Raw genomic sequence first — 12,367 nt, 5'->3', positions numbered from 1 at the left:
TGCGCGCCGTCAGCGTCGGCAGCCGAGGACGCCAGGCCAGCACCGCCCAGACCGTGCCGATCGCGAAGGGGGCAAAGACCAGGACGCGAATGGCGGGATCCCGCAGCCCCTCCAGCCCGTGGACCGCCGTCCAGGCGAGCCCGAGGGCAATGCCCGCAAGGGCCAGCGCCAGGGCCGCGAATTTCCGGCGCATGAGGCGCTCCGCGAATTGCGCAATCAGGGCGCCGGCCAGAAACAGGAGATTGAACGGGCTGACGGCCAGCTCGACCCAGGGCGCACGGCCCGCGGCGAGACCCAGAAACCCGCCCAGCGTCAGGCCCGCCCAGACCAGCACCGCCCAGGGCCGCACGCGTGCCGGAAGGGCGAGAAAGACGGCATAGACGAGGTAGAAATACAATTCATGCGTCAGCGTCCAGGCGACCGGAAGGATCGGCGGGGAGCCGGCCGGGAAGAGCGTGATCGAGGCCAGCCAGTCCTTGTCCCGCAGCGCCGTAGCGGAGCCATCGCCGAACACCAGCAGATAGCCCGCCACCGCGATCGCCGTATAGACCCAGTAGAGCGGGAAGATCCGGTTCAGGCGCGCGAGAAAGAAGCGCGGCCGAAGGCCGGACAGCCCGCCATAGAGATGGTGGATGATAAAGCCGGAAATGACGAAGAAGACATCGACGCCGCTAAACCCGAAATAGGCGAAACTGCCCAGCAACTGGTCGCCGAAAAAACGGCCCTCGCTCTGATGGGTATGGCCAAGTATGACCAGCAGGACCGCCAGCGCGCGGAGATATTGCAGCTCAATAATCTGAACGCGGACCGGTGTCGCCGCTGCCGGCACTAGGCGGCCGCCCGCTCGATGGCCGACCGCACATCATCCACCACGCTGCGGATCAGCTTCATCTCACCTTCGGCCATGACCCGGATCACCGGTTCCGTGCCCGAGGCCCGCACGAGCAGACGCCCGCTCGTGCCCATGCGCTGTTCGGCTTCGGCGATGGCGGCGAGAATCCCGGGGTTGGTGAGCAGGGCCTTGCCCTTGCTGACGCGGACATTCTCCAGCAATTGCGGCGCCGGCTTGAAGACCCGGAAGACCGAACTGGCCGGCTCGCCTGAATCGACCAGCACCCGCAGCACTTGCAGCGCCGCGATCAGGCCATCGCCGGTCGGTGCGAAATCGGGTGTCACGATATGACCGGAGGCTTCACCGCCGAGATTGATGCCGGTTTCCTTCATGCGCTCGGACACATAACGGTCACCGACCTGGGTGCGTTCGAGCGCAATGCCCTCGCTCTCCAGGAAGCGTTCGAGACCGAGATTGGACATCACCGTCGCGACGATGGCCGGTTTGGCCAGCTCGCCGGTCTTGTGCCAGTGACGCGCCAGCATGGCGAGGATCTGGTCGCCATCAATGACCCGGCCCTTCTCGTCACACAGGATGAGACGGTCGCCATCACCGTCGAGCGCGATCCCGAGATCGGCGCGATACTTGACCACTTCCTTGGCCAGCCGGGCCGGCGCGGTTGAACCGCAATCCTCATTGACGTTGAAACCATTCGGCTCAACCCCGATCGGGATCACATCGGCGCCCAGCTCCCACAGCGCCGTCGGGGCGACCTTGTAGCCAGCGCCATTGGCGCAATCGATCACCAGGCGCAGGCTCGACAGGCTCTGATTGCGCGGAAAGGTCGATTTGACGATTTCGACATAACGCGCCTGGGCGTCATCGATCCGCTTGGCACGCCCGAGATCGGACGGCGCTGCCAATTCCTCACTGAGGCTGCCATCCATCAGCGCCTCGATCTGCAATTCGGTGTCATCGTCGAGCTTCTTGCCCTCGGGCCCGAAAAGCTTGATGCCATTGTCATGATAGGGATTGTGCGAGGCGGTGATCATCACCCCCAGATCGGCGCGCAATGACCGCGTCATCAGCGCCACCGCGGGGGTGGGCAGCGGGCCAAACTGGAAGACATCCATGCCCACCGAGGTGAAGCCGGCGACCAGGGCGGATTCAATCATATAGCCGGACAGGCGCGTATCCTTGCCGATCACCACGGAGTGCCGCCCGGTATGGCGGACAAAATGCCGCCCCGCTGCCATGCCGAGCCGCAGTGCGGTCTCGGCCGTCATCGGGAAGGAATTGGTGAGGCCGCGGACACCATCCGTGCCGAAGTATTTCTTGCCCATGTGCGCTTCCAAATTCTGGTTTGCGCAAAACATATAGGACAGCGACCCTTACGCGAAGTGAATGCGTAAGCTGGACGGCAGCAAAACGATCCGATAGGCGTGCCTTGATAAAAAACACGAGGGGAGTGCCTGTCATGAAACGAGTCCGCAAAGCCGTCCTGCCCGTTGCCGGCCTGGGAACACGCGTTCTGCCAGCCACCAAATCCATCCCCAAGGAAATGCTCCCCGTTTTCGACCGCCCGGCGATCCAGTATGTCGTCGATGAAGCCATCGCCGCGGGCATCGAGCACTTCGTCTTCGTGACCGGCCGCAACAAGGGCGCGATCGAGGATTATTTCGACCGCGCCTATGAGCTCGAGGCCACCTTGCAGGACAAGGGCAAGACCGAGATTCTCGAAATCCTCAACCAGACGCGCGCCGCGCCCGGCTCAATGAGTTTCGTTCGCCAGCAGGCACCGCTCGGCCTCGGCCACGCCATCTGGTGCGCCCGCGACATCATCGGCGACGAACCCTTCGCCATCCTGCTTCCCGACGTGCTGGTCCGCGCCGAGCCGAGCTGCCTGGCCCAGATGGTTGCCGCTTATGAAGACACGGGCGGCAATATCATCGCCGTCGAACAGGTCGCGCCGGAAAATGTCGACAAATATGGCGTGATCGACCCTGTCGAGCGCCAGGGCAACCGGATCCGCATGCGCGGCATGGTGGAAAAGCCTGCGGTCGACAAGGCGCCGTCAAATCTGGCGATCACCGGGCGCTACATCCTGCAGGGCAGTATCTTCAAATATCTCGAAGACCAGGCTGCAGGCGCCGGCGGCGAAATCCAGCTGACCGATGCGATGGCCCGCCTGATGCAGAACCAGGACTTCCATGCCGTCGAATATGAGGGCCAGTCCTATGATTGCGGCGACAAGCTGGGCTATCTGCGCGCCACCCTGTCCTACGCCCTTCATGACGGCGAACTCGGTGCCGCCGCCCGCCAGGTCGCCGAGGCCGTGCTCAAGACCGAGATCACCGGAAACTAGAGCATTTTCAGCAAAAGTGGGAACCGGTTTTGCGGTTCGAAAATGCCGAAATACAAAGACCTGGAGTATTCTCATTGAGCTCGAATTCAATGAAAATGCTCTAGGCGTCGCGCTGACGCCATTCGCGATACCATTCGGCGAAGCGGCCGAGGCCTTCCTCGAGCCGCACGCCGGGCTTGTAGCCATAAACGCGCTCCAGCTTGCTGGCATCGGCATAGGTGCGGGTCACATCGCCGGCCTGCATGGGCAGCATGATTTTCTCGGCGGTCATGCCGAGAGCGTTTTCCAGCGTCGAGATCATGTCCATCAGCTTGACCGGTGAGGCCCCGCCAATATTGAACACGTCGTGATGGCCGCGCGCCGGGCTGTCATCGAGCACGCGCAGGAGCGGCGCGATAATGTCGTCGATATAGGTGAAGTCGCGCTCCATCTCGCCATTATTGAAAACCTTGATCGGGCGTCCCTCGAACATGGCGTCGGAGAAGAGCCAATAGGCCATGTCCGGCCGGCCCCAGGGCCCGTACACCGTGAAGAAGCGCAAGCCGGTAGCCGCAATCCCGTACAGGCTGGCATAGGCCGAACTCATCAGCTCATCCGCCAGCTTGGTGGCGGCGTAGAGCGAGGCCGGCTGCATGGTCACATCATCTTCGCGGAAGGGAACGGCGGAGCGTTCGCCATAGACGGAGCTGGATGAGGCATAGACCAGGTGTTTCAGATCATCGCCGAGATGACGGGCCGCCTCCAGCACGGACAAATGCCCGTGCAGGTTTGAATTGGCATAGGCGAAGGGCTGGTCGATCGAGTATCGGACACCGGCCTGGGCCCCCAGGTGCAGGATGCGGTCCGGGCGAACCCGTTCGACGAGTGCCAGGACGGCCTCATTATCCGCGAGCTCCATCTTTTCAAAGGTGAAACCCGGGCGGGCTTTCAGATGATCCAGGCGCGCCTGCTTCAGTGCGGGATCATAGTAAGCGTTCAGATTGTCGATGCCGACAACCGTCTCGCCGCGATCCAGCAGCGCGTTGATCGCATGAAAACCCACAAAGCCTGCGGCACCCGTCACTAAAACCGTCATTCAATTTCCCCACGCCAGTTCGCACGCCAATCCTGGCAGCAAATATCGCTAATTAGCATCGACTTCCAACAATTTGGCCAAGTATTTCCCGTAGTCCGAACTGGCGAAGCGTTGCGCCGAACGCTGCAGCTCGGCGCGGTCGATCCAGCCATTGAGGTAGGCCGTCTCCTCAAGGCAGGCAATCTGCAGGCCCTGGCGTCGTTCCAGCGAGCGGACATATTCCGACGCTTCGAGCAGGGCTTGCGGCGTGCCCGTATCAAGCCAGGCAATCCCGCGTCCGAGCTTTTCGACGCGCAGATCACCACGCTCCATATACGCGCGGTTTACATCGGTGATTTCCAGCTCGCCGCGCGCCGATGGCCGGATCGAGCGGGCGATTTCGATCACGTCATTATCGTAGACATAGAGTCCGGTGACCGCGAGATTCGAACGCGGCTCCAGGGGTTTTTCGTCAATCGCGACCGGCACACCATTCTCGTCGAGCACCACCACGCCATACCGCCGCGGCTTGTTGACATGATAGGTGAAAATCGTCGCGCCCGTCGTCACCGAGGCCGCCTTGCGCACAAGCTCATCAAAGCCGTGGCCGTAAAACAGGTTATCGCCCAGGATCAGGGTGACCGGCTCGTCACCGATGAAATCCTCGTCGAGCAGGAAGGCCTGCGCCAGGCCCTGCGGGCTGGGCTGCACGACATAGCTCAGGCGGATTCCGAACTGGGAGCCGTCGCCCAGCAATTGCCGGAAGCGCGGCTGATCGTCCGGCGTCGTGATGATCAAGATGTCCCGGATCCCGGCCAGCATGAGGACCGACAGCGGGTAGTAGATCATCGGCTTGTCATAGACGGGCAGTAATTGTTTGGACGTGCAAAGCGTCAACGGCCACAGCCGGGTTCCGCTGCCTCCTGCAAGCACAATTCCTTTCACGTTACACCCCAGTCAGTTACAGCTATCGCCCCGGACGGGCTGCTACACGCATACAAGACCTCGCCCGGTCTGGAAACAGCGTGACGCCGGTTGCTGCCCGGCCAGACTTGAGTTGCCCGGCAAACCTGCGCATATCCCCTCTTGGTATGGAGCGCCGCCATGAAGATTGAACACCTCGACATTCCCGGAGTGATTCAACTCATCCCGCCGCGCTTTGGCGACCCTCGCGGCTATTTTTCCGTCACCTATAATCGCGACGATCTGGCCGCTCTCGGCATCGATTCCGACTTCGCTCAGGACAACCAGTCCTGGTCCGCCGCAGCGGGCACGGTGCGCGGCTTGCACTTCCAGCGCCCGCCGGCCGAACAGGCCAAGCTTGTTCGCGTCGTGCAAGGCGGCGTGCTCGACGTAGTTGTCGATGCGCGCCGGGGATCACCGGCCTTCGGCCAGCACATCAAATCGGAGCTGTCGGCGAGCAATGGGGCCCAGATTTTCGTGCCCCGCGGATGCCTGCACGGCTTCGTGACGCTGGAAGCCGATACCATCGTCCAGTACAAGGTGGACAATGATTACGCCCCCGGCCTGGATGCGAGCCTGCGCTGGGACGATCCCGCGCTGGCAATCGATTGGGGCATTGATCACAGCGCCGCGACCTTGTCGCAGAAGGATGCGAACGGGATTTCCTGGGCTGATTTCGAGACGCCCTTCCGGTTCGGCGAGTAGACGCGAAGGGGGACGGCGTGAAACTTCTCATCACGGGCGGTAGCGGCTTTATCGGCTCCACACTGGTGCTCACAGCGCTCGCCCGCGGGCATGGGGTCGTCAATCTCGATGCCCTGACCTATGCGGCCAATCCCGACAGTCTCGACGAAGTCCGCGCCAATCCGGCCTACCGGTTTGAACATGCCGACATCCGCGACAGTGGCGCGCTGGCGCGGATTTTCGCTGAACACCAGCCGGACGCGGTGATGCATCTCGCCGCGGAATCGCATGTTGATCGCTCGATCGACGGCCCGCAGGTTTTCGTCGACACGAATGTCGGCGGAACGGCCCAATTGCTGCAGGCCGCGACGGATTATTTCAAGGGCCTGGACGCCGGCCGCGCCGCGAAGTTCCGCTTCCACCATGTCTCGACCGATGAGGTCTATGGCTCGCTCGGCGCCACAGGCCGGTTCACCGAAACCAGCCATTACCGGCCCAATTCGCCCTATGCCGCCAGCAAGGCCGCCGCCGACATGATGGTGCGCGCCTGGCACGCGACCTATGCGCTGCCGACCCTGATCTCGAATTGCTCCAATAATTACGGGCCGCGCCAATTCCCGGAAAAACTCATCCCGGTCGTCATCCTGTCGGCCCTCAAGGGCGCGCCAATCCCGGTCTATGGCCGCGGCGCGAATGTCCGCGACTGGCTGCATGTCGAGGACCATGCCGATGCCCTGCTGACCATTCTCGAGCGCGGCCGTATCGGTGAAGTCTACAATGTCGGCGGCGATGCCGAGTGCAGCAATCTTGAACTGGTCCAGCGCTTGTGCGCCGAGCTGGACCGGCAACACCCCCGCACCGGCGCGTCGAGCGATCTGATCACCTTCGTCACCGACCGTCCCGGCCATGATTTCCGCTATGCCATCGATGCCGCAAAACTGCATGGCGAGCTGGGCTGGTCGCCCCGCTACACCCTGGCCGACGGCCTGGCCCAGACGGTGGGCTGGTATCTGGAACATTCCAACTGGTGCCGCGATTGCCTGGCCCGGGCTGGCAGCGAAAACCCGCTCGGTCGGCTCGGCCTCGGCTCGCGCTGATGGCCGGGCATTTCATCATCATCGGACGCCTTGGCCAGGTCGCCGCCGCGACATCGGCGATCGCCAGCTCAACCGGTCACACGGTCAGGCATCTGGCCCGCCCGGACATCGATCTGGCGCAACCCGGCACGATCGCACGCGCGCTCGATCCCGTACTGCAGGCCGCCCCGCCCGGCAGCGTTCTCATCAATGCCGCCGCCTATACCGACGTGAACGGGGCTGAATCCGAACCGGCGCTGGCGCAGGCGGTCAATGCCGTGACGCCGGGCATTATCGCCGAGCGATGCGGGCAGGCGAATATCCCCCTCATCCACCTGTCCACCGACTATGTGTATGACGGGCAGAAGAACACGCCCTATCTCGAGACCGATCCGGTCCGCCCGCTCTGCGTCTATGGCCGCTCAAAACTTGCCGGCGACGAAGCCGTTCAGCGTAGCGGCGCACGGCATGTCATCGTGAGAACCTCGGCGGTCTTCTCGGGCAGCGGACAGAATTTCCTGCGCACCATGCTCGAATTGGGCAGCCGCCAGGACCAGGTCCGGGTCGTGCACGATCAACGGACCTGCCCGACCGCGGCGGCCGATATCGCAGCCGCCATCATCGCAATTGCAGACCAATTGACCGATGACCCGGCCCAAACCGGGATCTTCAATTTCTGCGGCGACACGCCGAGGAGCTGGGCCGAGTTTGCCGCCGATATTTTCCACACCGCCGCGCGGCTCGGCGCAACACCGGTGAGGGTCGAACGCATCGGCTCGGAAGACTTTCCCAGTCCCGCCAGCAGACCAGCCTATTCCGTATTGGCCTGCGACGCGATCTTCCGGGCTTTCGGCATTTCCCAGCCCGATTATCTCGAGGCGCTGGACCTGAATGTCGCCCACGCCCTCGCCGCGCCTCAGCCGCGCTGACACAACCAAAACTTGCTAAATCGGCGAAAGTGCGCGAAACTGGCGGCCAGTTGTAAAGCGTGTGTGGGGTTTGGGGTTATGGAGATCGCGTTCCGCCTGGTCACCTGGGGGCTGCTCTGTCTGTTCGCCGGATTTCTCACCTATGGTGCCGCGATCGCGGGCTACACACTCTTCCGCTTCTACCGGCAGGAATTTGTCAAACTCGGCCAGGCCCGCCCCCCTAAAGCGCCGGGCTAGAGCCGGACCCCTTCGCAGACGGGCGACCGCATGGGCAAGCGCAGGCATCCGGCAGGCATCCGGCGGGCAAACTGACGCTCGAGGGGTAATCTACGGCCATCATATAGCAGGCTTGCAGCAGTCAGGCAGACCGGCGGGCTAACCCCCGGAATTCAGCGACTATTTCAGGCCTGCACGCAGCAAGTCATGCAGATGCAGAATGCCCAGCGGCCGATTTTCCTCATCAACAATAAAGAGTTGCATGATTTTCGCCGCGCCGGCCGTCATCTCCCGCAAGGCATCGGCTGCCAACATGCCAGGAACCCCTGTTTTCGGGCCGGCCGTCATGATCGATCCGGCAGTTTTCTCGATCAGGGCATCACCCATATGACGCCGCAAATCGCCATCGGTGATGATCCCGGCCAGGCGGCCCGACTCGTCGAGAATACCAGCGCAACCAAAGCTCTTCACGGTCATTTCAATCAGCACATCACTCATCGGTGCGGCCTGTGAAATCAGGGGCATAGCCTGTCCGGCATGCATGATATCCGCGGCCGTTGCCAGCGCCGCGCCGAGGGCCCCGCCCGGGTGAAATGTCTTGAAATCCGCCGCCGTAAAGCCGCGCTGCTCCAGCAAGGCAATCGCCAGCGCATCACCCAGCGCCATCATCAATGTCGTCGACGTCGTCGGCGCCCGGGTTTCCCCACACGCTTCCGGCGCATCCGGAATGATCAACTTGTAGTCCGCCGCCCGCGCCAGCGTGCTATCGACCTGGCTGGTCATGCCAATCAGCGGGACGGAGAAACGGCGACAATAGGCAATCAAATCACCGAGTTCCCGGGTTTCGCCCGATTTCGACAGGGCCAGAACCGCATCATCCGGTGTGATCATGCCGAGATCGCCATGACTGGCCTCGGTCGGGTGGACATAATAGGCCAGCGTACCAGTCGAGGCGAGGGTCGCCGCGATCTTGCGCGCGACATGTCCGGACTTGCCGACACCCGAGCAGATCAGGCGCCCCTGAACCTTGCCCAGCCGTTCAATCGTGGCCGAAAACGCACTGTCCACTGACAGGAGAAGCGCATCCAGGCCGTCTCGCTCAAGCGCTATGACGCGTCGTGCGGACGCGACGGGGTCGAAATCATTCATGCCAGCTTCCAGAATGCCCAAGGGATATTATCCGTCTCCATAACAGAACCGCGCACGTCCCGGAAAGGGAGGTGCGCGGCTCGCCTGGCGGCAACAGGTCCGGAACTGCGCAGGGGGGCGCACAGGGCCAGAGACGTCGCGCCGCCGGACCGGGCATGCCGGTGTCTCCGAAGAGCCGCCATGCCAACCAAAATCACTACCCCGACGCGAGTTTTGATAACACAGTTCGCCTCAAAAGCGTATACAAATCGTCCTGTGGGCGCCCGCGACAGCGGCCGATCCTTGCCCGGAACACCCTGGCGGGCTATCGCTCTGCGATCACGACGCGCAAGGAGATACTGCGATGCCGCAACTCGCCCTTATCCGCCACGGCCAGAGCGCGTGGAACCGGCAGAACCGGTTCACCGGATGGGTCGATGTCGACCTCACCGATGAGGGCGAAGCCCAGGCACGACGGTCGGGCGCCCTCTTGGCCGCGGCCGGATTCAAGCCGGATCGCGCCTTCACCTCGGTCCTGACACGCGCCATCCGCACCATGAATTTCAGCCTGGAAGGGCTTGATCGCGTCTGGATCCCCGTCGAGAAAACCTGGCGGCTCAATGAGCGCCACTACGGTGCCCTTGCCGGCCTCGACAAGGATGAAACCCGCGCCAAACACGGTGATGCGCAGGTCAAGATCTGGCGTCGTTCGTTTGATACGCCGCCACCGCCGCTCGCCGAGGACGACCCGCAACATCCTGCAAAGGATGAACGCTACCGCAATGTCCCTGCGGCCCTCCTCCCGAACTCGGAATCACTCAAAATGACGCTTGAGCGCGTTGAGCCCGCCTGGGAAGGCATGATCGCGCCGCGCCTGGCAGCCGGGGAAAACGTGATCATCGCTGCGCACGGCAACAGCCTGCGCGCCCTGATCAAATTCCTGTTTGAGGTCAGCGACCAGGACATTATCGACATCGAGGTTCCGACCGGAAACCCATTGCTGATCGACCTGTCCGATGACGCGCTCAAACCGGTCTCGGCTCGCTATCTCGACCCTGAGCGCGCCAGGTCCCTGCCGCCCCTGCCCTGATCATGTTTACGTCAGCGGACTACCGGTTCATGGATGCTGCACTGGCGCTCGCCCAGGCACAGCTCGGGCGAACCGCTCCCAATCCAGCGGTCGGTTGCATCATTGTCCGGGACGGGGTGATTGCCGGATGGGGCGCGACCGCCGATGGCGGCAGACCACACGCGGAGCGCCGGGCGCTCGATCAGGCCGGCCCGCTAGCGTGCACAGGTCGCGCCTATGTCACACTGGAGCCCTGCGCGTTTCATGGACAGACTCCGCCGTGCGCCAGCGCACTGATCGAGGCCGGGGTAGACACAGTCCTGATCGCCTGCCTGGACGAGCACCCGAAAGTCGCCGGCCGCGGTGTTGCCCTGCTTCGCGATGCCGGCATCGCCGTCGAGACGGGTTTGCGGAATCGGGAGGCCGCCCGCCTCTATGCCGGTTTCTTCCACCGCCTGCGCACCGGCCAGCCTCTGGTCTATCTCGACGCCAATCCCGCTCGCTATGATGCGATGTTGACGGAAGCAGCAATGCACGCGACCGCAGCTGAACTCGATCGCCTCGGGGCGGCAGGCATGAATCGGGTCTGCGTCGCACCGAACAGCCCGCTCGCGCTTCACCTGGTCGAGGCGGGATTGGTGCATACCCCTGAAGCTGCAGCTCATACGGCCCGTTAATACTCTTTCATTATGCTGTGCGTTCAATATCCCTACCAACAGGGTTGAACCCATGGCCCGGCAGAAAATCGAGCACACCAGACTCGACCAGACGCAGGTCGACCAGATCTGCGACCGGCACGAGCGGCTATGGTCGGGCCGCTCGGGCGGCGCGCGCGCCAATTTTTCCTATACAATCCTGGAAGACCTCAATCTTTCCAATCGCGAATTGTCCGATGCGGACTTCAGCGGCGCGGTGCTACGCGGGGCCAACCTGTCGGGTGCGACCCTCAATAGCGCGATATTCTTCGCCGCCGATTTGCGCCGCGCATCACTCGAGGGCGCCTGTCTGCGACGGGCGGACCTGCGCGGTGCCATATTGCGCGGAGCCAATCTGACCGGCGCTGACATGAGCGAGGCCGATTTGCGGGAGGGTGCGATTGCCCAGGTCGACAAGGAAAAGGGCCTCGCCATGCTCACGCATACGGCCCAGCAGAGCGATGCCGGCAAGGCGAATTTCACCGGAGCCAATCTGTCAGGCTCGAAGATGGCCGGAATGACGGCCCAGACCGCCGATTTCACGGATGCCGTCCTTCTGGGCGCCCGGATGATCCGCGCCAACCTGCGCGGCTCGTCCTTTCATGGCGCCAATCTGGAAGGTGCGGACCTGTCTGGGGCCGATCTCACGGGTGTCGACTTCACCGATAGCGTGATGGTCGGCGTCAAGACCACAATGGCGAAAACCGAAGGCATGAAGACCGACGGCGCGCTGACGAATGCGGCTGTTGGTATTGATCCGAGCACTCTGGATAACCCGGTCGCTGACCAGATCTCTGCACATGTGACCTGGTGCGAGACCGACGGCCGGGAGGGCAAGCCCTCGCTGTTTGACGGGATGGATCTGCGCGGACTTCACTCGCTGGCCGGCAAGACACTGACAGCCTTCCATGCCCGCGGCGCGACGCTTTACGGTCTCGATCTGGAAGGCGCGCAATTGCAGGGGGCCCGGCTTGAACGCGCCGATCTGCGCATGGTCTGCCTGCGGGGCGCCGATCTGCGCGGCGCGGACCTCACCGGTGCCAATCTGTGTAATGCCGACCTGCGCGACTGTCAGTTTGGCCCGCTCGTGCTGGAAGGCGACCGCATGCTTCCCGCATCACTGGCCGGGAGCAAGGCACGCTATGCCGATCTTCGCGGCGTCGACTTGCGGCAAGCCAAAGCCACTGGTGCCGACTTCTCCTATTCGCGGCTGGACGGCGCAAATGTCCGGAAGGCGCGTTTCAGCGGCTCATGCTTTACCGGCGCGACCCTCGATCGCGACTTTCTCGACAATGTCGAAGCGATCGACGGCGCTGTTGATGTTCACGCTGCCTGACAGTCGGAATTTCCACGAAA

The 12,367-nt window shown here is 62.9% G+C and carries 13 protein-coding genes; 8 read left to right on the top strand and 5 right to left on the bottom strand.

Annotation, left to right across the window (positions count from 1 at the left end; all coding sequences use genetic code 11):
* Together ACN0YJ_RS13025 and glmM are read right to left on the bottom strand one after the other, a co-directional pair.
* Positions 1–829: acyltransferase family protein (locus ACN0YJ_RS13025; protein WP_417496448.1), on the bottom strand; the 829-nt coding region annotated here is incomplete at its 3' end.
* Positions 829–2,175 carry a phosphoglucosamine mutase gene (gene glmM / locus ACN0YJ_RS13020; protein ID WP_417478100.1) on the bottom strand — a complete coding sequence of 449 codons (1,347 nt, stop codon included), beginning with the start codon at positions 2,173–2,175 and terminating at the stop codon, positions 829–831. The genes glmM and ACN0YJ_RS13025, both read right to left, overlap by 1 nt.
* Positions 2,176–2,309: 134 nt before the next feature.
* On the opposite strand from glmM, the gene galU reads away from it, so the two are divergent.
* A complete protein-coding gene (galU, locus tag ACN0YJ_RS13015; RefSeq protein WP_417478099.1) occupies positions 2,310–3,197 on the top strand; it encodes a UTP--glucose-1-phosphate uridylyltransferase GalU in 888 nt (295 codons plus the stop codon).
* A 100-nt stretch (positions 3,198–3,297) separates the two neighbouring features.
* Here galU and ACN0YJ_RS13010 read toward each other — a convergent pair whose 3' ends face one another.
* Both ACN0YJ_RS13010 and rfbA read right to left on the bottom strand, forming a co-directional pair.
* Complete coding sequence (locus tag ACN0YJ_RS13010; protein ID WP_417478098.1) at positions 3,298–4,272, bottom strand: NAD-dependent epimerase/dehydratase family protein; 975 nt, start codon at positions 4,270–4,272, stop codon at positions 3,298–3,300.
* A gap of 48 nt (positions 4,273–4,320) precedes the next feature.
* Positions 4,321–5,196 (bottom strand): glucose-1-phosphate thymidylyltransferase RfbA, encoded by an 876-nt coding sequence (rfbA, locus tag ACN0YJ_RS13005; RefSeq protein WP_417478097.1) that lies wholly within the window; start codon positions 5,194–5,196, stop codon positions 4,321–4,323.
* 159 nt (positions 5,197–5,355) lie between these two features.
* Here rfbA and rfbC point away from each other — a divergent pair, with 159 nt between their 5' ends.
* The 4 genes from rfbC to ACN0YJ_RS12985 all read left to right on the top strand — a co-directional run bounded on the left by rfbC (position 5,356) and on the right by ACN0YJ_RS12985 (position 8,140).
* Entirely contained in the window at positions 5,356–5,919 is a 564-nt protein-coding gene (gene rfbC / locus ACN0YJ_RS13000; protein ID WP_417496447.1) for a dTDP-4-dehydrorhamnose 3,5-epimerase, read from the top strand.
* Positions 5,920–5,936: 17 nt separating this feature from the next.
* Positions 5,937–6,995, top strand: coding sequence for a dTDP-glucose 4,6-dehydratase (gene rfbB / locus ACN0YJ_RS12995; protein ID WP_417496446.1), 1,059 nt, complete (start codon positions 5,937–5,939; stop codon positions 6,993–6,995).
* Positions 6,995–7,903 carry a dTDP-4-dehydrorhamnose reductase gene (rfbD, locus tag ACN0YJ_RS12990; protein WP_417496445.1) on the top strand — a complete coding sequence of 303 codons (909 nt, stop codon included), beginning with the start codon at positions 6,995–6,997 and terminating at the stop codon, positions 7,901–7,903. The genes rfbB and rfbD overlap by 1 nt, the downstream gene beginning before the upstream one ends.
* A 78-nt stretch (positions 7,904–7,981) precedes the next feature.
* On the top strand, positions 7,982–8,140 hold the full coding sequence (locus ACN0YJ_RS12985; protein WP_417488808.1) for a hypothetical protein: 159 nt from the start codon (positions 7,982–7,984) through the stop codon (positions 8,138–8,140).
* A 159-nt stretch (positions 8,141–8,299) separates the two neighbouring features.
* Here the strand turns inward: ACN0YJ_RS12985 and ACN0YJ_RS12980 are convergent, their stop codons facing one another.
* The gene (locus ACN0YJ_RS12980; RefSeq protein WP_417496444.1) at positions 8,300–9,268 is read right to left on the bottom strand and encodes a KpsF/GutQ family sugar-phosphate isomerase; all 969 of its coding nucleotides are present in this window, start codon (positions 9,266–9,268) and stop codon (positions 8,300–8,302) included.
* Between the two features lie 343 nt (positions 9,269–9,611).
* Between ACN0YJ_RS12980 and gpmA the strand changes: the two genes are divergently transcribed.
* From gpmA to ACN0YJ_RS12965, 3 genes are read left to right on the top strand one after another with little or no spacing between them, the layout of a single operon-like run.
* Positions 9,612–10,337 (top strand): 2,3-diphosphoglycerate-dependent phosphoglycerate mutase, encoded by a 726-nt coding sequence (gpmA, locus tag ACN0YJ_RS12975; protein WP_417488806.1) that lies wholly within the window; start codon positions 9,612–9,614, stop codon positions 10,335–10,337.
* Positions 10,338–10,339: 2 nt separating this feature from the next.
* Complete coding sequence (ribD, locus tag ACN0YJ_RS12970; RefSeq protein WP_417496443.1) at positions 10,340–10,993, top strand: bifunctional diaminohydroxyphosphoribosylaminopyrimidine deaminase/5-amino-6-(5-phosphoribosylamino)uracil reductase RibD; 654 nt, start codon at positions 10,340–10,342, stop codon at positions 10,991–10,993.
* A gap of 52 nt (positions 10,994–11,045) precedes the next feature.
* Positions 11,046–12,347, top strand: coding sequence for a pentapeptide repeat-containing protein (locus ACN0YJ_RS12965; RefSeq protein WP_417496442.1), 1,302 nt, complete (start codon positions 11,046–11,048; stop codon positions 12,345–12,347).
* The last annotated feature ends 20 nt before the right edge of the window (positions 12,348–12,367 follow it).

Origin of the sequence: Maricaulis sp. (assembly GCF_048270095.1) — a bacterium.
Lineage (GTDB): Bacteria > Pseudomonadota > Alphaproteobacteria > Caulobacterales > Maricaulaceae > Maricaulis.
The sequence above is the reverse complement of the archived record's forward strand: the minus strand, read 5'-3'. Positions and strand labels throughout refer to the sequence as shown.